Origin of the sequence: Paracoccus contaminans (genome assembly GCF_002105555.1) — a bacterium.
In the GTDB taxonomy this organism is placed as follows: Bacteria; Pseudomonadota; Alphaproteobacteria; order Rhodobacterales; family Rhodobacteraceae; genus Paracoccus; species Paracoccus contaminans.
This window is the reverse complement of the sequence record NZ_CP020612.1, coordinates 2,368,133-2,393,181: the sequence shown is the minus strand read 5'-3', so window position 1 is coordinate 2,393,181 and position 25,049 is coordinate 2,368,133. Positions and strand designations below refer to the sequence as shown.

Annotated in this window: 20 protein-coding genes, 1 other RNA gene and 2 pseudogenes; 12 read left to right on the top strand and 11 right to left on the bottom strand. The window is 69.2% G+C overall.

The annotated features are described in order from the left end of the window. Positions 1 to 95: 95 nt before the first annotated feature. Positions 96 to 599 carry a type III secretion system chaperone family protein gene (locus B0A89_RS11385; protein WP_085378252.1) on the bottom strand — a complete coding sequence of 168 codons (504 nt, stop codon included), beginning with the start codon at positions 597 to 599 and terminating at the stop codon, positions 96 to 98. Between the two features lie 320 nt (positions 600 to 919). On the opposite strand from B0A89_RS11385, the pseudogene B0A89_RS11380 reads away from it, so the two are divergent. The 5 genes and pseudogenes from B0A89_RS11380 (at position 920) to B0A89_RS11365 (ending at position 4,809) form a co-directional block, all read left to right on the top strand. Further along, a pseudogene (locus B0A89_RS11380) lies at positions 920 to 2,136 on the top strand (glutathionylspermidine synthase family protein). A gap of 4 nt (positions 2,137 to 2,140) precedes the next feature. Then, the gene (locus tag B0A89_RS15400) at positions 2,141 to 2,560 is read left to right on the top strand and encodes a DUF1190 domain-containing protein (RefSeq protein WP_338045728.1); all 420 of its coding nucleotides are present in this window, start codon (positions 2,141 to 2,143) and stop codon (positions 2,558 to 2,560) included. After that, positions 2,536 to 2,871, top strand: a complete 336-nt coding sequence (locus B0A89_RS15395) for a DUF1190 domain-containing protein (protein ID WP_338045727.1) — start codon at positions 2,536 to 2,538, stop codon at positions 2,869 to 2,871. The genes B0A89_RS15400 and B0A89_RS15395 overlap by 25 nt, the downstream gene beginning before the upstream one ends. 73 nt (positions 2,872 to 2,944) lie before the next feature. Beyond that, complete coding sequence (eda, locus tag B0A89_RS11370) at positions 2,945 to 3,586, top strand: bifunctional 4-hydroxy-2-oxoglutarate aldolase/2-dehydro-3-deoxy-phosphogluconate aldolase (protein WP_085378251.1); 642 nt, start codon at positions 2,945 to 2,947, stop codon at positions 3,584 to 3,586. 62 nt (positions 3,587 to 3,648) lie between these two features. Continuing rightward, the gene (locus B0A89_RS11365; RefSeq protein ID WP_085378905.1) at positions 3,649 to 4,809 is read left to right on the top strand and encodes an MFS transporter; all 1,161 of its coding nucleotides are present in this window, start codon (positions 3,649 to 3,651) and stop codon (positions 4,807 to 4,809) included. Here the strand turns inward: B0A89_RS11365 and B0A89_RS11360 are convergent. Then, positions 4,806 to 7,691, bottom strand: coding sequence for a [protein-PII] uridylyltransferase family protein (locus B0A89_RS11360; protein ID WP_085378250.1), 2,886 nt, complete (start codon positions 7,689 to 7,691; stop codon positions 4,806 to 4,808). The two genes, B0A89_RS11365 and B0A89_RS11360, sit on opposite strands and share 4 nt — an antisense overlap. A 299-nt stretch (positions 7,692 to 7,990) precedes the next feature. On the opposite strand from B0A89_RS11360, the gene B0A89_RS11355 reads away from it, so the two are divergent. The 3 genes from B0A89_RS11355 (at position 7,991) to ilvN (ending at position 11,531) form a co-directional block, all read left to right on the top strand. Then, entirely contained in the window at positions 7,991 to 8,818 is an 828-nt protein-coding gene (locus B0A89_RS11355) for an arginyltransferase (protein ID WP_085378249.1), read from the top strand. A 158-nt stretch (positions 8,819 to 8,976) separates the two neighbouring features. After that, entirely contained in the window at positions 8,977 to 10,737 is a 1,761-nt protein-coding gene (locus B0A89_RS11350; RefSeq protein WP_085378248.1) for an acetolactate synthase 3 large subunit, read from the top strand. A gap of 236 nt (positions 10,738 to 10,973) precedes the next feature. Then, positions 10,974 to 11,531 carry an acetolactate synthase small subunit gene (gene ilvN / locus B0A89_RS11340; protein WP_085378246.1) on the top strand — a complete coding sequence of 186 codons (558 nt, stop codon included), beginning with the start codon at positions 10,974 to 10,976 and terminating at the stop codon, positions 11,529 to 11,531. Between the two features lie 330 nt (positions 11,532 to 11,861). On the opposite strand, the gene B0A89_RS11335 is transcribed toward ilvN, so the two are convergent. The 6 genes and pseudogenes from B0A89_RS11335 to B0A89_RS11310 form a co-directional block, all read right to left on the bottom strand. Then, the gene (locus B0A89_RS11335) at positions 11,862 to 13,088 is read right to left on the bottom strand and encodes a glycosyltransferase (protein ID WP_085378245.1); all 1,227 of its coding nucleotides are present in this window, start codon (positions 13,086 to 13,088) and stop codon (positions 11,862 to 11,864) included. Continuing rightward, on the bottom strand, positions 13,085 to 14,647 hold the full coding sequence (locus B0A89_RS11330; RefSeq protein ID WP_240558536.1) for an ABC transporter ATP-binding protein: 1,563 nt from the start codon (positions 14,645 to 14,647) through the stop codon (positions 13,085 to 13,087). The genes B0A89_RS11335 and B0A89_RS11330 overlap by 4 nt, the downstream gene beginning before the upstream one ends. 128 nt (positions 14,648 to 14,775) lie before the next feature. Further along, complete coding sequence (locus B0A89_RS11325; protein ID WP_085378243.1) at positions 14,776 to 15,876, bottom strand: ABC transporter permease; 1,101 nt, start codon at positions 15,874 to 15,876, stop codon at positions 14,776 to 14,778. Then, complete coding sequence (locus tag B0A89_RS11320; protein ID WP_085378242.1) at positions 15,873 to 16,949, bottom strand: microcin C ABC transporter permease YejB; 1,077 nt, start codon at positions 16,947 to 16,949, stop codon at positions 15,873 to 15,875. Before B0A89_RS11320 ends, B0A89_RS11325 begins: the two co-directional genes overlap by 4 nt. 29 nt (positions 16,950 to 16,978) lie before the next feature. Beyond that, positions 16,979 to 18,852: pseudogene (locus B0A89_RS11315) on the bottom strand (extracellular solute-binding protein). Positions 18,853 to 19,041: 189 nt separating this feature from the next. Further along, positions 19,042 to 19,587 carry a c-type cytochrome gene (locus B0A89_RS11310; RefSeq protein WP_085378241.1) on the bottom strand — a complete coding sequence of 182 codons (546 nt, stop codon included), beginning with the start codon at positions 19,585 to 19,587 and terminating at the stop codon, positions 19,042 to 19,044. Positions 19,588 to 19,705: 118 nt separating this feature from the next. Between B0A89_RS11310 and B0A89_RS11305 the strand changes: the two genes are divergently transcribed. After that, a complete protein-coding gene (locus B0A89_RS11305) occupies positions 19,706 to 20,584 on the top strand; it encodes a prephenate dehydratase (protein ID WP_240558535.1) in 879 nt (292 codons plus the stop codon). A 30-nt stretch (positions 20,585 to 20,614) separates the two neighbouring features. Here B0A89_RS11305 and B0A89_RS11300 read toward each other — a convergent pair whose 3' ends face one another. Further along, positions 20,615 to 21,073: a hypothetical protein gene (locus B0A89_RS11300; RefSeq protein ID WP_085378240.1), complete on the bottom strand. Its 459-nt coding sequence runs from the start codon at positions 21,071 to 21,073 to the stop codon at positions 20,615 to 20,617. A gap of 145 nt (positions 21,074 to 21,218) precedes the next feature. Between B0A89_RS11300 and ffs the strand changes: the two genes are divergently transcribed. Beyond that, positions 21,219 to 21,315, top strand: an RNA gene (gene ffs / locus B0A89_RS11295) — signal recognition particle sRNA small type. Between the two features lie 48 nt (positions 21,316 to 21,363). On the opposite strand, the gene B0A89_RS11290 is transcribed toward ffs, so the two are convergent. Together B0A89_RS11290 and nudC are read right to left on the bottom strand one after the other, a co-directional pair. Next, positions 21,364 to 21,747 carry a translation initiation factor 2 gene (locus B0A89_RS11290; protein WP_085378239.1) on the bottom strand — a complete coding sequence of 128 codons (384 nt, stop codon included), beginning with the start codon at positions 21,745 to 21,747 and terminating at the stop codon, positions 21,364 to 21,366. Between the two features lie 80 nt (positions 21,748 to 21,827). Then, entirely contained in the window at positions 21,828 to 22,739 is a 912-nt protein-coding gene (gene nudC / locus B0A89_RS11285; RefSeq protein ID WP_085378238.1) for an NAD(+) diphosphatase, read from the bottom strand. A gap of 162 nt (positions 22,740 to 22,901) precedes the next feature. Here nudC and B0A89_RS11280 point away from each other — a divergent pair, with 162 nt between their 5' ends. Both B0A89_RS11280 and B0A89_RS11275 read left to right on the top strand, forming a co-directional pair. Further along, complete coding sequence (locus tag B0A89_RS11280; RefSeq protein WP_085378237.1) at positions 22,902 to 24,686, top strand: DNA polymerase III subunit gamma/tau; 1,785 nt, start codon at positions 22,902 to 22,904, stop codon at positions 24,684 to 24,686. A gap of 6 nt (positions 24,687 to 24,692) precedes the next feature. Then, complete coding sequence (locus B0A89_RS11275) at positions 24,693 to 25,046, top strand: YbaB/EbfC family nucleoid-associated protein (RefSeq protein ID WP_085378236.1); 354 nt, start codon at positions 24,693 to 24,695, stop codon at positions 25,044 to 25,046. Positions 25,047 to 25,049 lie beyond the last annotated feature (3 nt).

The following is a 25,049-nucleotide window of genomic DNA, read 5'->3' as shown; positions in this document are numbered from 1 at the left end:
GGCCCCCTGCCCCGCCCGTCCGCGATGGCGCCGCGCCATCGGCTGCGCGACGGGCAAGGGGCGGCAAGGAACGGCGCGGTTCACAAGGGCGCGCGTCAGGCCCGCCCGTAGGCTTCGCCCATGGCGATCCCGATGGCGGCGGCCGGCGCGGTATCGCCCCAGCAAGTCAGCTGAAAGGCGGGGTAGAAGCGTTCGCAGCTGTCGACGGCGCTGCGGATCATCCGGTCGATCTGCTCGGGCGCGGCGATCGCCCCGCCCGACAGCACCAGGCCATAGCGCCACACCATCAGCCGCTGCGCCGCCCAGAAGGCGAAGCCACCCTCCCACACCGCGTCATTGGCCAGGTTCAGCACCTCGTAAAGCGCCGCCTGTCGCGCGACCGGCGGGTCCATGTCAAAGCTGCACACCAGCCGCAGGACCTCGTCGCGCCCGCACCAGGCCAGCGTGATCGCATAGCTGCGCCACTGGCCCTGCATGGCGAGGGTGAGCCGGTCATCGGCCAGGCGGTCACAGCTCCAGTCACGATGGGCCGCGACCGTTTCGGCAATGTCGATCGGGTGGATCGCATCGCTGAAAAGAGGATGGTCCAGCTGCGCCATGTCGCCCGCCCTTGCCCTGATCCCTGTGCTTGCACCGGCGGCCCGGTTTATCCCCAGCCCTTGGCGATCCGACCAGAGTGCGCGGTCGGCGGCGGGGCGGATACCATATGTTGATCAGTTCGGCTGGTGTGTAAAGCCGATTCGCCCATCCGCAAGGGCCCGGGCCGCCTGCGGGGCGCCGGGGCGCCGCCTTGTGCCCTGCGAACAGGCGGCCCGCGGCCGGCAACATGGCTCTGCCAGGCGCGCCGGGCGCGGCTGCGGGCTTGCATCGGCTGCCCTGCCTTGCCACATCGGGCTGGACAAGACCGCACAGGCGATCCATGCAAAAGCTGACCCTTCCCGAACGCCCCGGCTGGCGCGAACGCGCCGCCGAACTGGGATTCACCTTCGCCGACATGGGCGGCGAGCCGTATTGGGACGAGACATCGGCCTATCGCCTGACCCTGCGCGAGATCGAGGAGGGCATCGAGGCGCCGTCGAGCGAGCTGCATGCCATGTGCCGTGAGGCGGTGGCGCTGGCGGTGGGTTCCGAGGAATGGCTCTCGCGGCTGGACATTCCCCGCACCCACTGGGATCTGGTCGAGCAGTCCTGGTCGCGCGGCGAGCCGGAGCTTTATGGCCGCCTTGACCTTGCCCATGACGGGCGCGGGCCTGCCAAGCTGCTGGAATACAACGCCGACACGCCGACCTCGCTTTATGAATCGGCCTCGTTCCAGTGGCTGTGGTTCGAGGAAAGCCGCGATGCGGGCGTGCTGGGGCCGCATACCGACCAGTTCAACCGCATCCACGAGGCGCTGGTCGAACGCTGGGGGCAAATATGCGCCCCCGGCGAGGACGTGCATTTCGCCGCCGACAAGGACAACCCCGAGGATTACGCCACCGTCGAGGCGCTGGCCTGGGCCGCCCGCGAGGGGGGCTTGGCGCGCATTTCACCGACCTGTCCGAGATCGGCGTGACCGAGGAAGGCCAGCTTGCCGACGACCGGGACCGGGTGATCGGAACGCTGTTCAAGCTCTATCCGTGGGAGGACATGCTGCGCGACGACTTTGCGGCGCATCTGCAACCCTCGGGCGCGCGCTTCATCGAGCCGCCGTGGAAGGCGGTGCTGTCCAACAAGGGCCTGCTGGCGCTGCTGTGGCATATGTTCCCCGATCATCCGAACCTGCTGCCCGCCTTTTTCGCCGCCGATGTCGAGGCCGCGCGCCGGGGCGAGGCGACCCCCTTTGCCGAGGCGATCGCGGCCGCGGGCCCCGCCCTGTCGCGCGGGCATGTCACCAAGCCGCTGTTCTCGCGCGAAGGCGCGGGCGTCGTCATCACCGAGGCGGGGCGCGAGACCGAGCGCGCCCCGGACGACACCTATTCCCACCATCCCCGGATCGTTCAGGCGCTGGCGCCTCTGCCGGTGTTCGACGGCTTCCATCCGGTCCTGGGCGCGTGGATCGTGGGCGAGGAATGCGTGGGCCTTGGCATCCGCGAGGATCGCGCGCGCATCACCCACAACCTGTCCCGCTTCAAGCCGCATTTCATCGAAGGATGACCCGATGACCGCTCGTCCCGCCGCCCCGTTGCCGCGCCCCAAGCGTTCCCGCCATGTCGCCCTGGTGCTGGCGGGCACCGCTGCGATCGCCCTGGCGGGATGCAAGGACGACAAGGTCGATGCGCAGGCGTTCCCCGATCTCGAAAGCTGCATCGCCGCGACGCAGAAGGACGGCCTGTGGTTCACGGCAGACGACTGCCGCACCCAGTTTGCCGCCGCCCAGAAGGAACTGGCCGAAACCGCGCCGCGCTATGAATCCAAGGAACTGTGCGAACAGGAACACGGCCAGGGGGCCTGCGGGGCCGATCCGGCCGCAGCCCCCGCCGCGGCCCCGGCGGGCGATCCCAACGCCCCGCCCCCCCGGCGGCCCAGCAGCAGCAGGGCGGGGGCTTCAGCTTCATGCCGCTGCTGGTGGGCTACATGATGGGCTCGATGCTTTCACGCGGGGGCGGGGTGTTCAGCCAGCCGATGATCCGCACGCCGGGCGGCTTCTCGACCCCCTCGGGCAACCAGACCTTTGCCAGCAACAGCGGCGCGGGCCGGGTGCCGGCGACCACCTTCAACCGTGCGCCGACGACCGTGGGCCGCGCGCCCATGACCAGCGCGCAGGTGGCCCAGCGCGGCGGCTTTGGCGCCTCGCGCACCGCCGCCAGCCCGGCGGGCAGCACCGCAGGCAACAGCCGCGCGACAACCAGCCCGCGCAGCAGCGGCACCACTCGCAGCTATGGCGGCTGAGGGCGGCCGATCCGCCTTGCGCCCCGTCAGCCCTTGACGCAGGATCGGCCCGCAACCTGTCGGAGCCTGAGCCATGACCCCGGATCGCCAATCGGCGCGGATGCGTGCGGTCTGCGCGCTCGCCCCCGTCATCCCCGTCATCGTCATCGACGATGCCGCCCATGCCGAGCCGCTGGCCCGCGCGCTGGTCGCGGGCGGGCTGCCGGTGCTCGAGGTGACGCTGCGCACCCCGGCGGCGCTTGAAGCCATCGGCGCCATGGCGCGGGTGCCGGGCGCGGTCGTGGGCGCGGGCACGGTGCTGTCGGCGCAGGACGTGCGCCGCGCACGGGATGCGGGGGCGGGGTTCGCCGTCTCACCGGGCCTGACCGACGCGCTGGCCACCGCCTGCGGGGATGCCGGCCTGCCGCTGCTGCCGGGCGCGGCCACCGCGTCCGAGGCGATGGGCGCCCTTGAGGCGGGCTATGACATGCTCAAGTTCTTTCCCGCCGGTCCGGCCGGGGGGCCTGCCTATCTCAAGGCGCTTGGCGGGCCGCTGCCGGGGATTGCCTTCTGCCCGACGGGCGGGGTTTCGGTTCAGAACGCGGGCGATTATCTGCGCCTGCCCAATGTCGTCTGCGTCGGCGGCAGCTGGGTCGCGCCCGAGGCGATGATGCGCGCGGGCGACTGGGCCGGGATCGAGGCGCTGGCCCGCGCCGCAGCCCTGCTGCGTTCTTGACCGCCGCAATCGAGGATACGCCGCAGAACCGGCGGCGGGCCTGGCACAATATCGCGGTGCTGATGTGCGCCCAGGCCGTGCTGGGCGCGCAGATGTCGATGCTGTTCATCACCGCCGGCCTTGCCGGGGCGATCATCGCGCCCAGCCGCTGCCTTGCCACGCTGCCGGTTTCGATGGTGATGCTGGGATCGGCGCTGTCCGCCCGCTTTCTGTCGGGGTTCATGGCGCGCCATGGTCGCCGCGCGGGCTTTACGCTGGCCTGCCTGATCGCCGCCGGGGGGGCGGCGGTCGCCTTTGCCGGGCTGCGGGCCGGCAGCTTTGCCCTGTTCACGGGCGGCTGCGCGCTGATCGGGGCCTATATGTCGGCGCAGGGATTTCACCGCTTTGCCGCCGCCGATGCCGCCCCTGCCGCCCTGCAGCCGCGGGCGATCAGCCTTGTGCAGGGGGGCGGGCTGGCATCGGCGCTGATTGGCCCGCAGCTGGTGCGCATGACCGCCGAGGCAAGCGCCGTTCCCTTTGCCATGACCTTTGCCGCGATCATGGCGCTGAACCTGACGGGGCCGCTGCTTTACGGCCTTTTGCGCCTGCCCGGCGGGGCCGGGGCGCAGCCGGGCCGCGCCGCCGGGCGCAGCCTGTCCGAACTGCTGCGCACGCCCGCGATCGCCGTGGCGGTGATCTGCGCGACGGTGTCCTATGCGCTGATGAACCTGGTGATGACGGCAACGCCCCTGGCGATGGTCGGCTGCGGCTATCGGACCGAGGATGCGGCGAATGTCATTTCCGCCCATGTGCTGGCGATGTTCGGCCCCGCTTTCTTCACCGGCAGCCTGATCACCCGTTTCGGCGCGCGCCCCGTGATCGCGGCGGGTCTGCTGATCCTTGCGGGGGCTGGCGCGGTTGCCCTGACGGGCGTGCAGATCGAGCGGTTCGCTGCCGCGCTCGCCCTGCTGGGGCTGGGCTGGAATCTTGCCTTCATCGGCGCGACCGCGATGCTGACGCAGGCGCACCGCCCCGAGGAACGCGGCCGCGTGCAGGGGATGAACGATACGGCGGTGTTCGGCGGGGTGTTCCTGGCCTCGCTGGCCTCGGGCGGGCTGATGGGCTGCGCGGGCAGGACGGCGCAGGCGGGCTGGTCGGCGGTCAACCTGGCGATGCTGCCGCTGCTGGTGCTGGCGGGCGGGGCGGTGATCTGGCTGTGGCTGCGCCCGGCCGAGGCCCGCTAGGCCGGCCCGCCCGGCGCCCTGTCTGCCGGCCCGCTCGCTGGCTCGGCGGCTGTCTCGCCCGCCACCCCGATCGCGCCGTCGATGATCGCGCCGGCCGCCTCGACGGTCCGGCTCAGCCGGCCGGCCAGATCCTCCAATGTCGCGGCACCCGTCTCGCGCAGCAGGAAATCCTGCCCGCCCCGCCCCAGCCTGTCCATGTCGAGCCGCCCGTCTGTCAGCAGCCGCCCGCCGCATTGCAGCTGCCACAGGAACCGGCGCGCATCGGCCAGCAGGCGGGCATCGCCGGGCGCGACCAGCCCCGCGCGCTGCCCGGCGCGCAGCTGGGCCCCCCCGCCATGCGCCCCCGACCCGCTGCGCAGCGCCAGCGACTGGGCGAACAGTTCTATGTCCTGCAGGCGGCCGCGGCCGACCTTGGCCTCCCACAGGCCGTCAGGGGGCTTGGCGGCAAAGATGCGGCGGCGCATGTCGGCCAGATCGGGCATCACGCGGGCGTCCTGTCCCCGGCTGGCCAGAACTTCGGTCCGCAGCGCCTCGATTCGTGCGGCAAGGGCCGCGTCCGCGCCGGCGGGCACGGCGCCGGGAATGATGCCGACCACGCGCGCCCGCGTCAGGGCCAGGTGTTCCCAGGTCCAGGCCTCATCCATCTGATAGGCCCGGAACGACTGGATCGAGGTCGCCACCGGGCCCTGCCGCCCGGACGGGCGCAGCCGCATGTCCACCTCGTAAAGCCGGCCCGCCGCGGTCGGCGCGGAGAGCGCCGTCACCAGCGCCTGGGTCAGGCGGGCATAATAGGGCCGGGCGGCCAGCGGCCGTGGTCCCGCCGACGCCTCGGCCCCGGCCGGGTCATAGATCACGATCAGGTCTAGGTCCGAGGCCGCGTTCAGCTGCCGCGCGCCCAGCGACCCCATCCCCAGGACCGCCGCGCCCTGTCCGGGCGGCGGTCCGTGGCGGCGCGCGAACTCGGCCGCGACCACGGGGGCGAGGGCTGCGACCGCGGCCTCGGCGACATCGGCGTAATGATGCCCTGCCTCCTCTGCCTCGATCAGGCCGCGCAGGTGATGCACGCCGATGCGGAACTGCCATTCATGCGCCCACAGCCGGGCAGCATCCAGCGCCCGTTCGTATCCCCCCTGCGGCGCGCCCAGCGTCTGGTCCAGCAGCGCCGACAGCCCGGCCCGCAGCGCCGCCCCGCCCGGCCAGGGGGCAAAGAAGCTGCCGGCGACGACCGCGTCCAGAACCTCGGGGTGGCGCGCCAGATGGGCGGCCAGCGCCGGCGAGGTCGCGCAGATGTCCCCCAGCAGGTCGATCAGCGCCGGGTTCGAATCGAACATCGAGAAAAGCTGGACACCCGCCGGCAGCCCGCGCAGGAACTGATCCATCCGGTCCATCGCCTCGGCCGGATGGGCGGCGCGCGACAGCGCCGACAGGATGCGCGGCTCGATCCGGGCAAAGATCCGCCGTGCCCGGTCGGAGCGCAGCGCCGGATAGCTCTGCCAGCCTTCGACGACCTGCTCCTGCTCGGGGGTGAGGTCGGGGCGCTCGGCCTCGGGGGCGATGCTGCCGGGGGTCAGGAAGTCGCCGGTCAGTGTCTCGACCCTGGCCAGCCGCTCTTCCAGCCGGGCCGACCAGGCGGCGATGTCATCGCACCCGTCCAGGCCCACGACCGCGGCCAGTGCCTCGGGCATGGCAGGCACGACATGGGTCTGGGCGTCGTTCACCATCTGGATGCGGTGTTCGATCCGGCGATGCTGGACATAGTGGTCGATCAGCTCGTCCGCGACCTCGCGCGGGATCCAGCCCTTGGCGGCCAGGGCGGCCAGGGCATCGACGGTGCGGCGCGGGCGCAGGTCGGGATCGCGCCCGCCGGCGATCAGCTGGCTGGTCTGGGCGAAGAACTCGATCTCGCGGATGCCGCCGCGGCCCAGTTTCATGTCGTGGCCCGCGGCCCGTATCCGTCCGTGCAGGCCCTTGTGGTCGCGGATGCGGCGGCGCATCTCGTGGGTGTCCTCGACGGTCGCAAAGTCGAGATGGCGGCGCCAGACGAACGGGCGCAGCGCCGCCAGAAACCGCTCGCCCGCCGCGATGTCGCCCGCGCAGGGGCGCGCCTTGACATAGGCGGCGCGTTCCCAGCTGCGCCCCTCGGCCTCGTAATAGCCCAGCGCGGCCGAGGCCGAGATGCATACCGGCGTGACCGAGGCATCGGGGCGCAGCCGCAGATCGGTGCGGAAGACATAACCCTGCGCGGTCAGGTCCGACAGCGTGGCGGCGGCCTTGCGGGTGGCGCGGATCAGGGCGGCGCGCGCCTCGTGCTGGTCCTCGGGCGCATAGGCGGCATCGTCGTAAAGGACGATCAGGTCGATATCCGAGGAATAGTTCAGCTCGCGCGCGCCCATCTTGCCCATCGCCAGCGCAAAGAGACCGCCCGCCACCGGCTCGGCCCCCGGCCGCGGGGCGGGCAGCCTGCCGCGCCGCGCCTCGTCCGCGACATGGACGCGCAGCGCAAGATCGGTGGCGCGGTCGGCCAGGTCGGTCAGCGCGCCCGTCACCGCGTCCAGATCCCACACCCCGCCCAGATCGGCGAGCGCGGCGAACAGCGCGACGCGCCGCTTGGCCCGGCGCAGCGCCACGGCCAGATCGGCGGGCGGCAGCGATTCCAGCCCTTCGGTTTCCTGCGCCACCAGCGCCGCAGGACCCGGATCGCGCCGCAGCGCCCCGGCAAGCCAGTCGCCCTCGCGTTCGAGCAGACCGGCCAGATAGGGGCTGCAGCCCGCGGCCCCCGCGATCAGCGCCGCCAGGGGCGGCGGGGCGTCCGGCGCAAGGGGCGGGACGGGCGCACCCATGGGCGCGGCGGGAAGGCGAGTGATGCGGTCGGCGAAATCCATGCGCCGCAGCTTTCAACGCCGCGCAGTCCCGCGTCAATCACGCGCCGGGCGGGCGGCGGCGCAGGCAGCCCCCGTGCCGGCGCGCCTTGCGGTCTGCGCGGGGCGGCGCACACGACGATGTGCGCGGTTTGGGCGCTTGGCGGACGGGGCTTCTGTTGCTAGGTTTCCCTCAAGCCGATGTTCTCAGCCATGTCACCCCGTCCCGTCCGCCCATTGGTTCCGTTCCGCATGGCGTTTGCACCGTTGCTTTCCTGTTGCGGCACTCAGCCGCCCCCCGCCGCGCCACGGCAGGAGGGCTGATGCGCCACAGCCTTTCCACAGCGCCCCAATTCTATGTGACCGCGCCCCAGCCCTGCCCCTATCTGCACGGCCGGACGGAACGCAAGCTGTTCACCGCGCTGGCGGGGGAACGGGCCCGCGATCTGAACAACGCATTGTCGCGGCAGGGATTTCGCCGGTCTCAGAACGTCGTTTATCGACCCAGCTGCGAAAGCTGCGTTGCCTGCATGTCGGCGCGCATCCGCGTTGCGGATTTCACGCCCTCGCGCACGCAGCGCAAGGTGATGCGCCGCAATGGCGGGCTGACGCGCGCCAGCACCAGCGCCTGGGCGACGGATGAACAGTTCGATCTGTTCCGCCGCTATCTGGACAGGCGCCATGCCGATGGCGGCATGGCCGACATGGACATCTTCGAATTCGCCTCGATGATCGAGGAAACGCCGGTGCGCACCCGCGTGCTGGAATACCGCGCCCCTGCCGGACCCGGCCTTCCTTCCTCTGACGGCGCCTTGGCGGCCGTGTGCCTGACCGATGTGCTCGATGACGGGCTGAGCCTGGTCTACAGCTTCTACGATCCGGCGCGGCTGGCTGACAGCCTGGGCACCTGGGTCATTCTCGACCATGTCGCCATGGCGCGCGAGGCGGGGCTGCCCTATGTCTATCTGGGCTACTGGGTGCCAGGCAGCCGCAAGATGGATTACAAGGCCGGCTTCGACGCGCTGGAAATCTACAAGGGCGGGGTGTGGCGCGACATAGGCCGGCGCGAGGATCACATCGGCGAGACCCATCCGCTGGCCATCGATCCGATCGTCGAACAGGTGGCGCGCATTCACCTGCCCAATGCCTGAGTGGCCTTTTGCGCAACAAAGTTGCGCCCAGACCGGCTGATTGCGTCATTTTTCTTTCCGGTCCTCATTGACCCTTGCCGGGGGTGCGCATAGCTTGCGGCGGCGCAGCGGGGCTTTGCATCCGCCGCCGCAAGGCTTTCCTGAACGGAGACGAGGACATGACCCGAAGCATGACCGGGGCGCGGATGGTGGTCGAGGCGCTGCGCGATCAGGGCGTCGATACCGTATTCGGTTATCCCGGCGGCGCGGTCCTGCCCATCTATGACGAAATCTTCCAGCAGAACGACATCCAGCACATCCTGGTGCGGCACGAACAGGGCGCGGTCCACATGGCCGAAGGCTATGCCCGCTCGACCGGCAAGCCGGGGGTGGTGCTGGTGACATCGGGGCCGGGCGCGACCAATGCGGTCACGGGGCTGACCGATGCGCTGCTGGATTCGATTCCGCTGGTCGTGCTGTCGGGACAGGTGCCGACCTTCATGATCGGCACCGACGGCTTTCAGGAGGCCGATACCGTCGGCATCACCCGCCCCTGCACCAAGCATAACTGGCTGGTCCGCGACACGAATGATCTGGCGGCGACGATCCACAAGGGGTTCAGCGTCGCGACCCAGGGGCGCCCCGGCCCGGTGCTGATCGACATTCCCAAGGATGTGCAGTTCGCCGAGGGCACCTATCGCGGCCCCGACGAGATCGGGGCGCTGTACGCCACCCCCCGCCAGGGTGACAGCGCCGCCATCGCCCGTCTGGTCGAGCTGATCGAGCAGGCCGAGCGGCCGGTTTTCTATACCGGCGGCGGCGTCATCAATTCGGGGCCTGATGCAAGCCGCCTGCTGACCGAACTGGCCGATGCGACCGGCTTTCCCGTCACCTCGACCCTGATGGGCCTGGGCGCCTATCCGGCCAGCGGCCGGGGCTGGCTGGGCATGCTGGGCATGCACGGCCTTTACGAAGCCAACATGGCCATGCATGGCTGTGACCTGATGATCGCCGTCGGGGCGCGCTTTGACGACCGCATCACGGGCAGGGTCGCCGATTTCAGCCCCGGTTCGGTCAAGGCGCAGATCGATATCGACCCCAGCTCGATCAACAAGGTCATCCGCGTGGATGTGCCGATCCAGGGCGATGTGGGCGCGGTGCTGGCCGAGACATTGCGCCTGTGGCGCGAACGCGGCGGGCGCACCAGCCCGGCCCTCCGGCAGTGGTGGGACCAGATCGCGCAGTGGCAGGCGCGGGGCTGTTTGGCCTATCGCCGCTCGTCCAGCGTCATCAAGCCGCAATACGCGATGGAGCGGCTTGAGGCACTGACCGCCGGGCGCGACCGCTATGTCACGACCGAGGTTGGCCAGCATCAGATGTGGGCTGCGCAATATCTGAGGTTCGATGGGCCGAACCGCTGGATGACCAGCGGCGGTCTGGGCACCATGGGCTATGGCCTGCCGGCGTCGATCGGCGTGCAGATCGCCCACCCGGATGCGCTGGTCATCAATGTCGCGGGGGATGCCAGCTGGCTGATGAACATGCAGGAAATGGGCACCGCCGTGCAGTTCCGCGCCCCGGTGAAGCAGTTCATCCTGAACAACGAGCGGCTGGGCATGGTGCGCCAGTGGCAGCAGCTGCTGCATGGCGAGCGCTATTCGCAGAGCTGGTCGGAAAGCCTGCCCGATTTCGTCAAGCTGGCCGAGGCCTTCGGCTGCAAGGGCCGTCAGGTCAGCGACCCGGCCGAACTGGATGACGCGATCGCCGAGATGATCGCCTATGACGGCCCCTTCATCCTGGACGTGCTGGTCGAAAAGCATGAAAACTGCCTGCCGATGATTCCCTCGGGCAAGCCGCACAACGAGATGCTGCTGGGCGACATGGACGCGGCCGAGGATATCGGCAGCGCCATCCAGGATGACGGCGCGGTGCTGGTGTAAGGGGAAACGGTGATGGTTCGAAGCGAGGGTGCAGCGGTGCGTGCGGCCAGGTTGGCGCTGGCCGGATGCGCGGCAGGGCCGCAGACCCGGGATGGCGCGGCAGCGGCGCACTCGGGCGCCCTGACATGGCAGACGTTTGCGGCGGCCGGCAAGTTTTGCGAGCATAGTTCCAGCTGGGCAGGCAAGGCCGACGGCCTTGCGCGTGGCGACGTCTATGGGCTGGGGAGGATGGCGTCGTGACATTGGTGATCGAAAAGGGCGCATCCAGCCAGTCGGCCTATGACCTGCGCGATTATCACGCGGCTGGCGAGGCGCAGCATACGCTTTCGGTCATCGTGGATAACGAATCGGGCGTGCTGGCGCGCGTGATCGGGCTGTTCTCGGGGCGCGGCTACAACATCGACAGCCTGACCGTGGCCGAGGTCGATCACACCGGCCACCGTTCGCGCATCACGCTGGTCACGCGCGGCACGCCCGCCGTGATCGAACAGATCAAGGCGCAGCTTGGCCGGATCATCCCGGTGCATGAGGTGCATGACCTGACGGTCGAAGGCCCCTCGGTCGAACGGGAACTGGGCCTGTTCAAGGTCGCGGGAACCGGCGACAAGCGGCTCGAGGCGCTGCGCATCGGCGACATCTTCCGCGCCAAAGTGGTTGATTCCACGCTGGAAAGCTTTGTGTTTGAGATCACCGGCACATCGGACAAGCTGGACGCCTTTGCCGAACTGATGCGGCCCCTGGGCCTGTCGGAAATGGCGCGCACTGGCGTCGCGGCCCTCTCGCGCGGCCGCTGACCAGCGGGCAGTGTTCTGCCCTGCGGGGACCGGCGGCCCGTGCGCCCTGCCGCCGGCAGGGTGCAAAGGCCGCCCGCCCTGCCCCTCGCCGCGCGGGATCTTGGGCATGGTGCGGCGGCCTTTCCGCCGCCAGGGCGTGTTCAGCGCGTTCCCCTGAGGGCCGGGCATCGCCCCGGCCGTTCCAGCCAGCCTCGTGCCGGCGGCAAAGGCTATCGCGCCGGCTGCGTGCAAGGCCCCCAAGGGGCGGATGCCTCGCCGATTCCCAGGGCCGGATTGCCTTGGGTGAAAGGCACGCCTGGCCTTGCGCCGGGCAGCAGAGGGCCCGCAAGATCAGGCCGCTGCCGGATGGCCTGCGCTTTCCACCCAGCCCACCAGTTGCGGAAGGCAGATGCGCCTGAGGTCATAGCCCTCGACGATGGTTTTTCGCGCGGCCGCGCCCAGGCGCGCCGCATAGGGATCACCCGCAAGACCGCGGATCAGGGCATCGGCCAAGGCCGGCCGATCGAAAAAGCCGACAAGCCGGCCGTTATGGCCGTCGCGGATCAGCTCACGCACCGGTTCGGTATCCGAGGCCACGATCAGCTTGCCCGCCGCCATCGCCTCGGTCAGCGACCAGGACAGCACGAAGGGATAGGTCAGGTAGCAATGCACCCGCGCCACCTGCAGCAGCGACAGGTAGGTCGGATAGGGCACACGGCCAAGGAAATGCACCCGCGACAGGTCCAGCCGGTCGCCGAGCTCGGCCAGCAGCCTTGCCTTCCAGGACTCGGCGTCGCGGGGCCTGGCCCCATAGCTGACGCCCTCGCCGCCGATCAGCACCGCATGGGCATGAGGGCGGGCCGCCAGCACCTCGGGCAGAGCGCGCATCAGGACGTGAAAGCCGCGATAGGGCTCCAGCGAGCGGCTGACATAGCTGAGCACCTCGTCCCCTGCCCGCAGCACCCGGCCATCCGGCAGTGCCAGCGTGGCCGCCGGATCGGGGCGCACGGTATCGGTGTCGATGCCGTCATGGATGACCGTCAGCTTGGCGCGCAGTTCGGGCGGAAAGCTGTCCGCCTGATAGCGCGTCGGCGACAGCCCCGCATCGGCCTGAACCAGCGCCTGAACCAGATGGGCGGAACGGGCGACGGTGCTGACGCGCCCTTCGTCGGTGCCGGGCGATATCTCGGGGTCAAAGCCCACATCCTGCCCGCGGGTGCGATACATCAGTTCCGCATAGACCAGCAGCCTGGCATCGGGCCAGATCTCGCGCAGAAACAGCGTCTCGCCCCAGCCGGAATGGCCCAGGATCACGTCGGGGACATAGCCATGGCGATCGCGCAGCACGCGGGCCGCGCGGGCGGCCCTCCAGCCGCGTTCGGCCATTTCCGAATAGGTCCGCCCGAGGCCCGTCGCCTGCGCCTGTGGCGGGCTTGCATATCTGACCACCCGCACCGGCGCGGGGCGCTGGTTCGTTTCGGCCGTCAGGGCCAGCACATCATGGCCGCGGGCGGCCAGCGCGGGGGCAAGATGGGGAAACTGGCCCGGAAAGTTCTGGTGGACGAACAGGATCCTCAAGGCCGCCGGTCCCGGAAGGCGGCTTCCATCAGCGCGCGGGTATAATCGCTTTGCGGCGCGCCGAAGACCTGCTCGGCCGGGCCATGTTCGACGACCTCGCCCGCGCGCATCACCATGATCTGGTGGGACATGGCGCGCACGACCCGCAGGTCGTGGCTGATGAACAGGAAGGCCAACCCGTATCGGCGCTGAAGCCCCCGCAGCAATTCCACGATCTGCACCTGCACGGTCATGTCGAGCGCGCTGGTCGGCTCGTCCAGGACCACGACCCTGGGCCGCAGGATCATCGCGCGGGCAATGGCGATGCGCTGGCGCTGACCGCCGCTGAACTCGTGCGGATAGCGGTCCATCGCGGCCGGGTCGAGCCCGACCTCGGCCATCATCGCCCCGACCGCGGCCCGGCTGTCTTGCCCGCCGGGCACGCCATGCACGCCAAGCCCCTCGGCGATGATCTGGGCGACGGTCATGCGGGGGCTGAGGCTGCCATAGGGATCCTGAAAGACGATCTGCATTTCGCGCCGCAGGCGGCGCAGCGCGCGCCCGCCAAGGCCCGAGATGTCGCGCCCTAGGAACAGGATCGGCCCGCGGCTTTCGATCAGCCGCATGATCGCCAGCGCCAGCGTGGTCTTGCCCGAACCGGATTCGCCAACAATGCCCAGCGTCTCGCCCGCCCGCAGCGACAGCGTGGCGCCCTTTACCGCCTTGATATGCCCGGTGGTGCGCCGCAGGAACCCGCGCCGGACCGGGAACCAGACGCGCAGATCGCGCGTGGCGACCACCTCGGGGGCGGCCGGGTCGATGGCTTCGGCGGTGCCGGTGGGCTGGGCCGCCAGCAGCTTGCGGGTATAGGGATGGCGGGGCGCGGCAAAGATGGCCTCGGCCGGGCCTTCCTCGACGATCAGGCCGTCCTTCATCACGCAGACCCGATCGGCGATGCGCCGCACGATGCCGAGATCATGGCTGATGAACAGCATCGACAGGCCCTGTTCACGCTTGAGTTCGGCCAGCAGGTCGAGGATCTGCGCCTGGATCGTCACGTCCAGCGCCGTGGTCGGCTCATCGGCGATCAGCAGGTCGGGACCATTGGCCAGCGCCATCGCGATCATCACGCGCTGGCGCTGGCCGCCCGACAGCTGATGGGGATAATCCTGCAGGCGGCTTTCGGCATCGCGGATGCCGACCCGGTCCAGCAGCGCGATGATCCGCGCCCGCGCGGCCGCCCCCGTCAGGCCCTGGTGCAAGGCCAGGCTTTCGGCCAGCTGGCGTTCGATCGTGTGCAGCGGGTTCAACGAGGTCATCGGCTCTTGAAAGACAAAGCTGATGTCATTGCCGCGCACGGCGCGCAGCCGCTGTTCGGGGGCGCCGATCAGTTCGGCCCCGCCATAGCGCACGCTGCCCCCCAGGATCGCCGCGTCGCCCAGCAGCTGCACGGTGGAAAGGGCGGTGACCGACTTGCCCGAGCCGGATTCCCCGACCAGGGCAACCGTCTCGCCCCGGTTGACGGTGAAGCTGACGCCCTTGACGGCCTGGACGGGACCGCCCTCGGCGCGAAAGCTCACCGTCAGGCCACGGACTTCAAGGACAGCCCCGCCATCGGCGCCGGACCGGGGCGCTGCCCCGGACTCCGGGATATTTTCGGACCGAAGATCGGATGGCGGGCGCGCGGCGGCGGGTTGGGCTGGTCCGGTCATCGAAAGGTCTTGCGCGGGTCGAAGGCGTCGCGGATGCCCTCGAAGATGAACACGAGCAGCGACAGCATGATCGCGAAGGTGAAGAACGCGGTAAAGCCGAGCCAGGGCGCCTGCAGGTTCTGCTTGGCCTGCAGGGCCAGTTCGCCAAGGCTGGGGGCCGAGGCCGGCAGGCCATAGCCGAGATAATCCAGCGCCGCTAGGCTGGAGATCGTGCCCGCCACCACGAAGGGCAGCATGGTCAGCGTGGCCACCATCGCGTTGGGCAGGATGTGGCGGAACATGATGGTGCGGTCGCGCACCCCCAGCGCGCGGGCGGCGCGGACATATTCAAGGTTGCGGGCGCGCAGGAACTCGGCCCGCACCACGCCGACCAGCGCCGGCCAGCCGAACAGGATGGATACGAAGACCAGCAGCCAGAAGCTGCGGCCCAGGATCGCGAACAGGATGATGATGACGTAAAGCGAGGGGGTCGATCCCCAGATTTCCAGCAGCCGCTGGAACACGAGGTCGGTGCGCCCCCCGAAATAGCCCTGCACGGCGCCCGCCGCGATTCCGAGGACGGACGAGATCGCGGTCACGATCAGCGTGAAGAGGATCGACAGGCGAAAGCCATAGATAACCCGCGCGGCCACGTCGCGCGTTGTGTCGTCGGTGCCCAGCCAGTGGTTGCGGTCAGGCGCGCTGGGGGCGGTGCCCACGTCGTTGATGGTGCGGTAATCATACCGGATCGGCGGCCAGATCGCCCAGCCGCGCCGGACGCCCTGCGTCAGCGTGCCGGCGGCGACGGCGGCGGCGGTCGCCTCGGGTTCGTCGAGGCAGGCCTCGATCCGGCCGGTGGCGATCAGGCATTGCACGACCGGATCCTTGTAATTCGCCTCGGTGCGGAAATCGCCGTCGAATGTCGTTTCGGGATAGAAGCGATAGGCCGGAACGAAATATTCGCCCCGGTATTTCACCAGGATCGGCTTGTCATTCGCGATCACCTCGGCCAGCAGCGACATCAGGAACAGCGCCGCAAAGATCACCAGCGACCAGAAGGCGCGGCGATTGCGGCGGAAATTGCGCCAGCGGCGCCGGTTCAGGGGTGACAGATTCATCCGGCACGCTTTTCGAAATCGATCCGCGGATCGACGAGAACATACATCAGGTCCGACAGGATGCCGACCAGAAGGCCCAGCAGGCCAAAGACGTAGAGCGTGCCGAAGATCACCGGATAATCGCGCTGGACCGCCGCCTCGAACCCCAGGCGTCCAAGGCCGTCGAGCGAGAAGATCGTCTCGATCAGGATCGAGCTGCCGAAGAAAACACCCAGGAACATTGCCGGAAAACCCGCAATCACGATCAGCATGGCATTACGAAAGACATGGCCGTAAAGGACGCGCCGTTCCGTCAGCCCCTTGGCACGGGCGGTCATCACGTATTGCTTGTTGATCTCGTCCAGAAAGCTGTTCTTGGTCAGCAGCGTCAGCGTGGCAAAGCTGGAAATCGTCGCCGCGATCACCGGCAGGGTGATGTGCCACAGATAGTCCCTGATCTTGCCCATGGTGGAGAGCGTGTCGAAATCGTCGCTGGTCAGCCCGCGCAGGGGAAAGATCTTCCAGTAGCTTCCCCCCGCGAACAGCACCATCAGCAGGACCGCGAACAGGAATCCGGGGATGGCATAGCCGATGATGACGGCGCTGCTGGTCCAGGTGTCGAAGGCCGTGCCATCCCGCACCGCCTTGCGGATGCCCAGCGGGATCGAGATCAGATAGGCCAGCAGCGTGGACCACAGCCCCAGCGTGATCGACACCGGCATCTTTTCCACCACCAGATCGACGACCGAGATCGACCGGAACCACGACTGGCCGAAATCGAACCGCAGATAGTTGCCCAGCATGGTCAGGAACCGCTGGACCGGCGGCTTGTCAAAGCCGAATTCCCTTTCCAGCTCGGCCACGAACTCGGGCGGCAGGCCCTGGGCGCCGGCGTATTTCTCGCCCCCCCCGCCCTGCCCGGCATCGCCGCCGCCGGCGATGTTGCGGAACACGTCGCCCTCGCCCTGCACGCGGGCGACGATCTGTTCGATCGGCCCGCCGGGGACGAACTGTGTCAGGGTGAAGTTGACCAGCATGATCCCGACCAGCGTCGGGACGATCAGCAGCAGCCGCCGCAGAAGATATGCGCCCATGATCTGCCCTGCCCCCGGGCCGGTGGCGCCTAGCGGATCGCCCCGGCCTCTTTCAGCCTTGCGGCCTTATCGGCGTCGAACCACCAGAAATCAAGCTCGCCCAGCGCATGGGGGGCAGCGCCGCGGGATGGGCATACATGTCCCAATAGGCGACGGTGTGCTTGCCCTTGTACCACTGGGGCACCCAGAAACGCAGCGCCCGCAGCGCACGGTCGAGCGCGTGGACGGCGGTGGCCAGTTCCTCCTGCGTGCCGGCATGCTCGACGGCCGAGATCAGCCGGTCCACCGCCGGATTGGCCAGCCCCATCGCGTTGAACACGTCATCCGTGGACCTGCTGCCGAAATACTGCTGCAATCCCGATCCCGGGATCGCGTCCTGCCCCAGCTGAACGCTGATCATGTCAAAGTCGTGGTTGCGCCGGCGATCCTCGATCTGTGCGTCGTCCACGCGTTCGTTGGCCGCGTCCACGCCCAGAGCCAGCAGGTTCTGGACATAGGGATTGATGACGCGGTCAAAGGTCTGGCTGTCGTTCAGGATGCGCACCCGCAGCGTCTGCCCGTCCTTGCGGCGCAGGCCGTCGCGCGCGCCCTCGGGGATCACCCATCCCGCCTCGTCCAGCAGCCGCGCGGCCCGGCGCAGATTGCCCCGGTCAAGCTGCCGTTCACCGCTGACGGGCTGGACGGCCGCGTCCTCGGTGAACACCGTATCGGGCAGATCGGCACGCAGAGGCGAGAGCAGCGCCAGTTCGCCCGCGCTGGGCTTGCCCGAGGCGGCCAGGGGCGAATTGTCCCAGAAACCCTGCACCCGGTCGTAAAGCCCGTGGAACAGCGTGGCATTGGCCCATTCGAAATTGAACACCAGCCCCAGCGCCTCGCGCACGCGCAGATCCTGGAATTGCGGACGGCGCAGGTTGATCGCCCAGCCCTGCCCGCTGGCGATGTCGCCGTCGCGCAGTTCCTCGCGGACGACCCAGCCCTTCGTGAAGGCCGGAAAGTCATAGCGCGTGGCCCAGATGATCGAGGATGCCTCGTTGCGGAACGTGTATTCCCCGGCCTTGAAGGCCTCGAAGGCAGACTCGTAATCGCCGAAATACTCGATCCGGATGCGGTCGAAATTGTTGCGCCCGATATTGATGGGCAGCTTTTCGCCCCAATAGGCGGGGTTGCGCTTCCATGTGACCGACCGGCCCATATCCGCCTTGTCAAAGACATAAGGCCCCGAGCCGACAAAGGGCAGGGCCGCGCTTTCACCCAGGTCGCGCTTGTTGCGATCAAAATCGGCCCGCGAAAAGACCGGCAGGCCGCCCACCGTCTGGATCACGTCGCGGCGGGGATAGTCAGGGGTGAAGACAAAGCGGATGCGCCGGTCGTCCAGCACCTCGGCCGAGGCGACCAGCTGCACGATCACCGCGCGGAACGAGGACAGCCCCTTGTCGCGCAACTGCTCATAGGAAAACAGCACGTCGGCGCTGGTCATCGGGGTGCCGTCGGAAAAGGTGATGCCCTGGCGCAGGGTAAAGATCGCCCAATCCCGGCTGGCGGGGTATTCGACCGTCTCGCACAGCAGGCAATAGGCGGCGCCCACCTCGTCGGCGGGCGTGGTCAGCAGGCTTTCCAGCATGGTGCTCGACAGGGCGGCGGCCCGGCCCTTGATCGAGAAGGGGTTGTAGCTGTCGAACCCGCCGGCGGCCCATTCGCTGATCTCGCCGCCCTTGGGGGCGGCCGGGTTCACATAGGCAAGATGCGCGAAATCGGGGGGCAGCGCGAGATTGCCGAAGGTGGAGACCCCATGCGCGACGATCGTCCCGCCCGCGCCAGTCCCTGCGGCAGAAGGCGCCGCCGCGGCGCCCCCGATGGCCCACACCGCCACCGCCGCGGCCACAACCAGATTGCGCATCATCATGCCCGATACCCCGCCGCCTGCATTCCCGCCCGGCAGGCTAGGCCAGCGGCCCCGGCCCCTCAAGCCGCCTGTCGCTTTCGTGACAAAGGGGCGGGTGACAGGGAGGCGGGCGACGGGGGGCGGGCGACCGGGGCACATGCGAAAGGCGCCGGAACCATCCGGCGCCCTTGCACGGACCGCTGCGCGGGGTCAGTTCAGGGTCTGCAGATAGGCGATGATGTTGGCGCGGTCCTCGGGCTTCTTCAGGCCGGCGAAGGTCATCTTGGTGCCCGGCACGACGCCCTTGGGATCGTTCAGGAAGACCTGCAGCGCCTCGGGATCCCAGTTGGGGGCCTCGGCCGCGTGGCCCTTCATCGCATCGGAATAGCCGAAACCCTCGACGCTGGCGACGGCGCGCCCGACGACGCCGTTCAGGTGCGGGCCGGTCGCGTTGTTGCCATCGACCTTGTGGCAGGACTTGCACTTGCCGAAGACCTTCTCACCCGCCGCCGGATCGGCCGCAGACATCAGCGCGGCGAAATCGACCTGCGGCTGGGCATCGCCCCCGGCGGCATCGGCGGGAGCCGCATCCTCGACCGCGACCCGATAGGCCTGCGGAGCCTCCTCGCCCTCGGCGACATGCCCGGACGGGCCGACATGATACAGGGACGATGCCGCCCACGACGCCAGCAGCAGGAACAGAAGCGAACCGATCAGCGCACCGGCTGCCTTTGTCACCGTCATCGTGTTGAACATGGCGCGAAATCCCTTGCGGCCCAGCTTTGTCTGGGCGCTATGTATCCGCTTTCACTTTGCCGGTTCAAGGTATAGTTGGGCGCGGCCCCGCAGGACCGACCCCGCCGGCGACGAAAGAATGATGATGCCCGACCATCCGACCGCAGCCTTGGCCGCCCGCATTTCCTTTCAGGGCGAGCCGGGAGCCTATTCGCACCAGGCATGCCGGCAGTGGGACCCGCAGGCCGAGGCGCTGCCCTGCCCCACCTTCGAGGACACGATCGAGGCCTGCCGGTCGGGCGCCGCAGACCTGGCGATGCTGCCGGTCGAGAACTCGACCTATGGGCGCGTCGCCGACATCCATCACCTGCTGCCCGAATCCGGCCTGCATATCATCGGCGAAACCTTCGTGCGCGTGCATATCAGCCTGCTGGGGGTGCCCGGCGCCAGCATCGGTGACGTGACCGAGGCGATGAGCCATGCTGTCCTGCTGGGCCAGTGCCGCGGCTTTCTGAAGGCGCACGGCATCCGCACCGTCACCGGCGCCGATACCGCCGGCAGCGCGATGCTGGTCGCCCGCGCCGGCGAACGGCACCGCGCCGCCCTTGCAAGCCCGCTGGCGGGCGAGATCTACGGGCTGGAACGGCTGGCCGACCAGATCGAGGACCGGCAGAACAACACGACGCGGTTCCTGGTCATGTCGCGCGCGGCGGACCATGCGCGGCGGCCCAACCGGGCCGGCCGGCCCGACATGCTGACCAGCTTTGTCTTTCGCGTGCGCAACATTCCGGCCGCGCTCTACAAGGCGATGGGCGGCTTCGCCACCAATGGCGTGAACATGACCAAGCTGGAAAGCTACATGGTGGACGGGGTGTTCACGGCCACGCAGTTCTATGCCGATGTCGAGGGCCATCCCGACGATCCGGCGCTGGCACGCGCGCTGGACGAGCTGCGCTATTTCACCAGCGCGCTGACGATCCTGGGCGTCTATCCGGCCGATCCGCTGCGCTCGGGCTGACGCGGCTTGCCTGCGGGCGGATTCCCGTCCTCAGCCGCGCCGGGCGGACAGATCGTTCAGGAAGGCGCCGACGCGTTCGGCGAACTTGCGATCCAGCTGCGCCTTGCCCAGCCTTGCGGTCTGCAGCACCAGCCTGGCCCGCATGTTGCGGGCCTTCACCTCGGCCTCGAAAATCATGCGCGACTTGAAACGCGTCAGGGCGATCACCGTAACCGTGACGGCCAGATCAACCGCCTCGCCCCGGCCGTGCAGGATCATCTTCTCGGGCGGGTCGAACTGCGTGACCGTCAGGCGCAGATCGCGCCGCCGGCCGCGCAGGTCGAAGGCCACGTCCCAGGCCATGCCGGCGCCCGTTTCATGCGCGGGATCAACGCGGCGCACATCCGCCCCCCGCCGCACGAGCATCCGTTCGATCCGGTAGAAGTCGCTGAGCGCGGTGAACAGCGCGTCCGCCGGCAGTGCGGTGTCCTGGCGGACCGAGAACCTCATCGTTCGACATCCCGATCTTGAAACCGGGGGCCTCTTAGCCGCCGCACCCTGACAGCGCAAGCTGACCAACCAGACAGGATCGGCGCGGGCGGCGACAGTCCGCCCGCCCTTGCATCCCCCATCCGGCCGGTTTATCTGTCGCCGCGAGAGGTTGGCGCGGGCAGGCGCCTCGCCAACCCGGTCAGGTCCGGAAGGAAGCAGCCGTAACGATCCCCGTCTGGGTCGCTGTCCAGCCTCTCACCCTCCCCTCCCTCTTTCGCTCCCCATGCCCTGGCGCAGGGTCCGCGCGATCAGCGGCGGCATTCCAGCGCGACGTTCAGCGGATTGGGCACCAGTTCCAGCATCGCGCCGCTGCCCGCATCCACCGCAGCACCGATCACGCCGCCGGCGATGATGTTGCCCGCCATGGCCGCGCCGCCGCCGCTGGCCACGCGGTTGGTCACGCGCACCTGCTGGGGCTTGCAGCCCTCCTTGGTCACCAGCACGTTCAGTTCGGACTTGCGCGGCACCTTGAAGGTGCAGGGCGTGCCCGTGCAGGTCTGCCCATCGCTCATCTTGACCTGGGCGGCGCCTGGGGTCGAGTTCACGACCAGCACGTCGTTTGATCCGCGGGTGATGGTGGCGCAGCCCGCGGTGGCGGCCACAACGCCCAAGCAGAGCAGTCGAATCAGCATGTTGCATCCTCCTCATTGCAATCCATGCCGATTAGCCGGGCAGCGGTTAACGCCCGCCTTCCGCGCCCTCGCGCGATGATTCAAATGCCCTCGATCCAGCGCGCCAGCAGCCAGCGGGCAATCGCGCCCTCACGCGGCGCCCGGATGCGGGGATGGGTGCCTGCCATCACCCGCTCCACCTCGTCCCGCGCCAACCACAGGGCATCCTCAAGCTCGGCCGGATCAAGCGTGATCGCCTCGCTTTCCGCCTCGGCCACCATCCCCAGCATCAGCGATGCGGGAAACGGCCAAGGCTGGCTGGCGGCATAGCGGACCGCGCCGACCGTCACGCCGGTTTCCTCGGCGACCTCGCGGCGGACCGCAGCCTCGATCGTCTCACCCGGCTCGATGAAGCCCGCAAGGCAGGAATACATCCCATCGGGCCAGCCATGCGAACGGCCAAGCAGGATGCGGCCGCCCCGCGCCACCAGCATGATGACCACCGGATCGGTGCGCGGGAAATGGACGGTGCTGCAGGACGGGCAGGCGCGCTGCCAGCCCGACAGCCGCGGCTCGGATGGATGGCCGCAGGCGGCGCAGAAACGGTGGCTGGCGTGCCAGCCGGTCAGCGCCCGCGCGCTGGCCGCCAGTTCGGCATCCAGGGGCGCAAGCCGCGCCATGATGCCGCGCAGCTCGACAAACCGCGCATCGGCGATCAACGGGTGGACCTGCTCGCCAGGATCAAAGAACAAGGCCTGTTCCGACAGCGATGCAGGCGCCCAGACGGAAATGTCCTGCGCGGCGATCGCCTGCCCGCCATCCAGGCCCAGCAGCACCAGCGGCGCCCCGTCCGACAGCGCAGGATGGCCTGGCTCCAGCCGCACCAGCCCCTCGCCCCGCGCGCAGACCCTGCCCCGCCAGACCGGCAGAACCAGCGCCTCGCCTTGCCAGCCGTCCCCCGCGCGCAGATGCGCGGCCCGGTCCAGACCGCCGCCCGCAAACGCCATCTCCATCCCCGCACCCCTTCTGGCCAGACGGGCGCACTGTGGCGATGGCGGCCTGCAAAGCCAATATCTTCGGTCCCCAAATATCCCCGCCGGAGGCTCCGGCCCCGCCGCTCCGGTTGCCCTTGCCCATCGGGCAACCTACATTCCGCAAGGTCAGATGAGGGACGAATGACCGACCAACCCGCCTATCAGGTGCTCGCCCGGAAATACCGGCCCGAGACCTTCTCCGATCTGGTCGGACAGGACGCCATGGTCCGCACGCTGCGCAATGCGTTCGAGGCCGAGCGGATCGCGCAGGCCTTCATCATGACCGGCATCCGCGGCACCGGCAAGACGACCACCGCGCGCATCATCGCCAAGGGCATGAACTGCATCGGCCCTGACGGGACGGGCGGGCCCACGACCAGCCCCTGCGGCCTATGCGAACATTGCGTGGCCATCGCCGAGGGGCGGCATGTCGACGTGCTGGAAATGGATGCGGCCAGCCGCACCGGCGTGAACGACATCCGCGAGATCATCGAATCCGTGCACTATCGGGCGGCATCGGCGCGCTACAAGATCTATATCATCGACGAGGTGCACATGCTGTCCACCTCGGCCTTCAACGCGCTGCTCAAGACGCTTGAGGAACCGCCCCCGCACGTCAAGTTCATCTTCGCCACCACGGAAATCCGCAAGGTGCCGGTCACCGTCCTCAGCCGCTGCCAGCGATTCGACCTGCGCCGGATCGAACCCGAGGTGATGATGACGCTGCTGCGCCGCATCGCGGCGGCCGAAGGGGCGCAGATCACCGAGGATGCCCTGGCCCTCATCACCCGCGCGGCCGAAGGATCGGCGCGGGACGCAACCAGCCTTCTGGACCAGGCGATCAGCCATGGCGCGGGTGAAACCACTGCCCCGCAGGTCCGCGCGATGCTGGGGCTGGCCGATCGCGGCCGGGTGCTGGACCTGTTCGACATGATCTTGCGCGGCGCCGCGGCCGAGGCGCTGGCCGAGCTGCAATCGCAATATGCCGCCGGCGCCGATCCGCTGGCCGTGCTGCGCGATCTGGCCGAGATCACGCACTGGGTCAGCCTGGTCAAGATCACCCCCGACGCGGCCGAAGATCCCACCATCGGCCCTGACGAACGCCGCCGCGGCCGCGACATGGCCGGGCAGGTGCCCATGCGGGCGCTGACACGGCTGTGGCAGATGCTTCTCAAGGCGCTGGAGGAGGTGTCGGCCGCCCCCAACGCCATGATGGCGGCTGAGATGGCCGTCATCCGCCTGACCCATGTGGCCGACCTGCCCGACCCCGAGGCGCTGATCCGCCGCATCCAGGCCGGTCAGACCGCCGGAGAGTTCGCCCGTCCCGCCGCCGGCGCGCCCCGGGGCGCGGTCCATGCCCCCCGCATGAACGCGGCCCCGCCCCCCGCGATGCGCCGCGGCGGGGCGACGGCCGCCGCCATCGCCGCCGCGCCCGAGCCGCAGCGGGCCGCCGACGCGCTGGCCGCCTATGCCGACTTTGATTCCGTCGTCGCCCTCATCCGCCGGATGCGCGACATGATCCTGCTGACGCAAGTCGAGGATCACCTGCGGCTGGTGCGCTATCAGCCCGGCCGGATCGAGTTTCAGCCCACCCCGGACGCCCCGCGCGATCTGGCCCAGCGGCTGGGCGAACGGCTGCGCGGCTGGACCGGGGGGGCGCGCTGGGCGATCTCGGTCGTCGATCAGGGCGGCGCGGCGACCATCGCCGAAACCCGCGCCGCCGCCCGCGCCGAGGCCGAGCGCAGGGCGATGGAAAACCCCGTGATTGCCGCGATCATGGCAGCCGCGCCCTCGGCCCGCATAGCGGCCATCCGCGACGAGACACCGCCCCCCGCGCCCGAGGATCAGGACGCCGATCCGCACGCCACCGCCCAGGGCGGCCTTGCCGAGGCCGAGGAATGGGACCCCTTCGAGGATGAGGAGTAAGCAGGCATGAAGAACCCCTTTGGCGGCATGGCAGGCATCGGCGATCTGACCAAGATGATGAGCGCGGCGCGCGACATGCAGGGCCGCGTCGAGGAATTCCAGAAATCCCTCGAAGGTCTGAGCGTGACGGGAGAGGCGGGCGCCGGGCTGGTCCGCGTGACCGCCAATGCCAAGGGCGATCTGACCGGCATCGAGATCGACCCCTCGATCTTCGTTCCCTCGGAAAAGCAGGTGGTCGAGGATCTGATCCTTGCCGCGGTCAAGGATGCCCAGGGCCGCGCCACCGAACGCGCCCAGTCCGAGGCGCAGCGCATGGCCGAGGACATGGGCCTGCCCCCCGGCATGAAGCTGCCGTTCTGATTC

What these genes read in the sequence shown, in the direction of transcription:
- B0A89_RS11385 (WP_085378252.1), bottom strand. Translation starts at nt 599, where the DNA reads ATGGCGCAGCTGGACCATCCTCTTTTCAGCGATGCGATCCACCCGATC.
- B0A89_RS15400 (WP_338045728.1), top strand. Translation starts at nt 2,141, where the DNA reads ATGACCGCTCGTCCCGCCGCCCCGTTGCCGCGCCCCAAGCGTTCCCGC.
- B0A89_RS15395 (WP_338045727.1), top strand. Translation starts at nt 2,536, where the DNA reads ATGCCGCTGCTGGTGGGCTACATGATGGGCTCGATGCTTTCACGCGGG.
- eda (WP_085378251.1), top strand. Translation starts at nt 2,945, where the DNA reads ATGACCCCGGATCGCCAATCGGCGCGGATGCGTGCGGTCTGCGCGCTC.
- B0A89_RS11365 (WP_085378905.1), top strand. Translation starts at nt 3,649, where the DNA reads ATGTGCGCCCAGGCCGTGCTGGGCGCGCAGATGTCGATGCTGTTCATC.
- B0A89_RS11360 (WP_085378250.1), bottom strand. Translation starts at nt 7,691, where the DNA reads ATGGATTTCGCCGACCGCATCACTCGCCTTCCCGCCGCGCCCATGGGT.
- B0A89_RS11355 (WP_085378249.1), top strand. Translation starts at nt 7,991, where the DNA reads ATGCGCCACAGCCTTTCCACAGCGCCCCAATTCTATGTGACCGCGCCC.
- B0A89_RS11350 (WP_085378248.1), top strand. Translation starts at nt 8,977, where the DNA reads ATGACCCGAAGCATGACCGGGGCGCGGATGGTGGTCGAGGCGCTGCGC.
- B0A89_RS11325 (WP_085378243.1), bottom strand. Translation starts at nt 15,876, where the DNA reads ATGAATCTGTCACCCCTGAACCGGCGCCGCTGGCGCAATTTCCGCCGC.
- B0A89_RS11320 (WP_085378242.1), bottom strand. Translation starts at nt 16,949, where the DNA reads ATGGGCGCATATCTTCTGCGGCGGCTGCTGCTGATCGTCCCGACGCTG.
- B0A89_RS11310 (WP_085378241.1), bottom strand. Translation starts at nt 19,587, where the DNA reads ATGTTCAACACGATGACGGTGACAAAGGCAGCCGGTGCGCTGATCGGT.
- B0A89_RS11305 (WP_240558535.1), top strand. Translation starts at nt 19,706, where the DNA reads ATGATGATGCCCGACCATCCGACCGCAGCCTTGGCCGCCCGCATTTCC.
- B0A89_RS11300 (WP_085378240.1), bottom strand. Translation starts at nt 21,073, where the DNA reads ATGAGGTTCTCGGTCCGCCAGGACACCGCACTGCCGGCGGACGCGCTG.
- B0A89_RS11290 (WP_085378239.1), bottom strand. Translation starts at nt 21,747, where the DNA reads ATGCTGATTCGACTGCTCTGCTTGGGCGTTGTGGCCGCCACCGCGGGC.
- nudC (WP_085378238.1), bottom strand. Translation starts at nt 22,739, where the DNA reads ATGGAGATGGCGTTTGCGGGCGGCGGTCTGGACCGGGCCGCGCATCTG.
- B0A89_RS11280 (WP_085378237.1), top strand. Translation starts at nt 22,902, where the DNA reads ATGACCGACCAACCCGCCTATCAGGTGCTCGCCCGGAAATACCGGCCC.
- B0A89_RS11275 (WP_085378236.1), top strand. Translation starts at nt 24,693, where the DNA reads ATGAAGAACCCCTTTGGCGGCATGGCAGGCATCGGCGATCTGACCAAG.